The organism is Methylobacterium jeotgali, assembly GCF_022179345.1.
Lineage (GTDB): Bacteria > Pseudomonadota > Alphaproteobacteria > Rhizobiales > Beijerinckiaceae > Methylobacterium > Methylobacterium jeotgali.
On record NZ_BPQR01000109.1, the window covers coordinates 1 to 1,215 of the forward strand.

The following is a 1,215-nucleotide window of genomic DNA, read 5'->3' on the forward strand; positions in this document are numbered from 1 at the left end:
CCGTCCCCTCGAAACCGAGCGGAGCGACGGCGAGGATCGGCTTGAACGACGTCGACCACTCCTGAAGCGGCTTCGGATCACCGCGGAAGGCCAGATCGAGGAAGGCCAGTGCTCCGGAGGCGGTCGCCTCCTTGACCTGCGGATTGAGACTCACTCCGCCTGTGAAGGCCCTGTCCGTGAAGATGCTGTGTGAGCCGCGCTGGAAGACCGCGAGGGCCTTCCGGGGAGTCGCGATAGCCTCGTAGACGGCGAGGCGGTCCTCGAAGGGCGAGGTACGGCCGGGGAGACTGATGACATCCTCGGTCGCCGTCACATGCAGGGTCGGCACCTCCACCATGCCGAGGACGGCCCGAAGGTCGTGCTCACCGTAGAAGGGCGGCGCCGAAATCACGAGACCGGCCTTGATGCGCGGGTCCCGGACTTGAACAGGGCGCCCTTCGCGGATGACCCGAGCGCCGACCGCGATCAGGGTCGTGTTGGCGCCGTACGAGTGGCCGGCGGCAATGATCTGGCGCGGGTCGATCCGATCCCCGAATGCACCTCCGTCCTGAGCGAGGAAGCAGTCGAGGGCGAACCGGAGGTCGCGCGCCCGAGCAATCGCTTCCTGCTCCTGCACCGCCAACTCGATCCGGTCGAGGAGGGACAACGGATTGCCGGCCCAAACGGAGCTATCGCTGCCGACATGTTGCAGGTGCAGGCTCGCGACCCCTCGTGAAGACCAATGCCGGCCGAGATAGCTGTAGCCGGTGCGGGCTTGGCCGAGGCCGTGCGAGAACACGATGAGCGGAACGGGCCTCACCAGCGACGACGTGTTGGGCCAGTAGAGGCGTACCGGAACCGGGCGTTGGCGCTGCCCATCGACCCAATCGAAATCGACGATCCTGACGTCCTCCGCGTGGGACTGTGCGGCAGCGGCGCGGGTCATTCCCGCCGCCAGGGTTCCGAGCAGCAGGGAGCCGACCTGTCGGCGGTTCGGCGTCTGCCATGCGGTCGTCCGATCGGTGCCATCGAGCATGAAGAGGCTTCCGTGAGAGAGCGAAGCGAGACACTCTGGGTACGCACAGCGGGAAAAGCGCTTTGAAGACAGGGCTCGCCCGTGCGCGGCTATCGGTGTGCGCCGTCGCTGCCGAGCGCATCGGGGGACAGTCGCACCTCGCTTCCGGTCCCGGTCGCCAACGCTACGATTGCTGGAGAACGGTCGGCATTCCGCGCCCG

Annotated in this window: 1 protein-coding gene; it reads right to left on the minus strand. The window is 67.1% G+C overall.

What is annotated here, in order from left to right; translation table 11 throughout:
- On the minus strand, window positions 1-1,015 hold a 1,015-nt coding region (locus MFF04_RS21830), incomplete at its 3' end, for an alpha/beta hydrolase family protein (RefSeq protein ID WP_238279092.1).
- Between the last annotated feature and the right edge of the window lie 200 nt (window positions 1,016-1,215).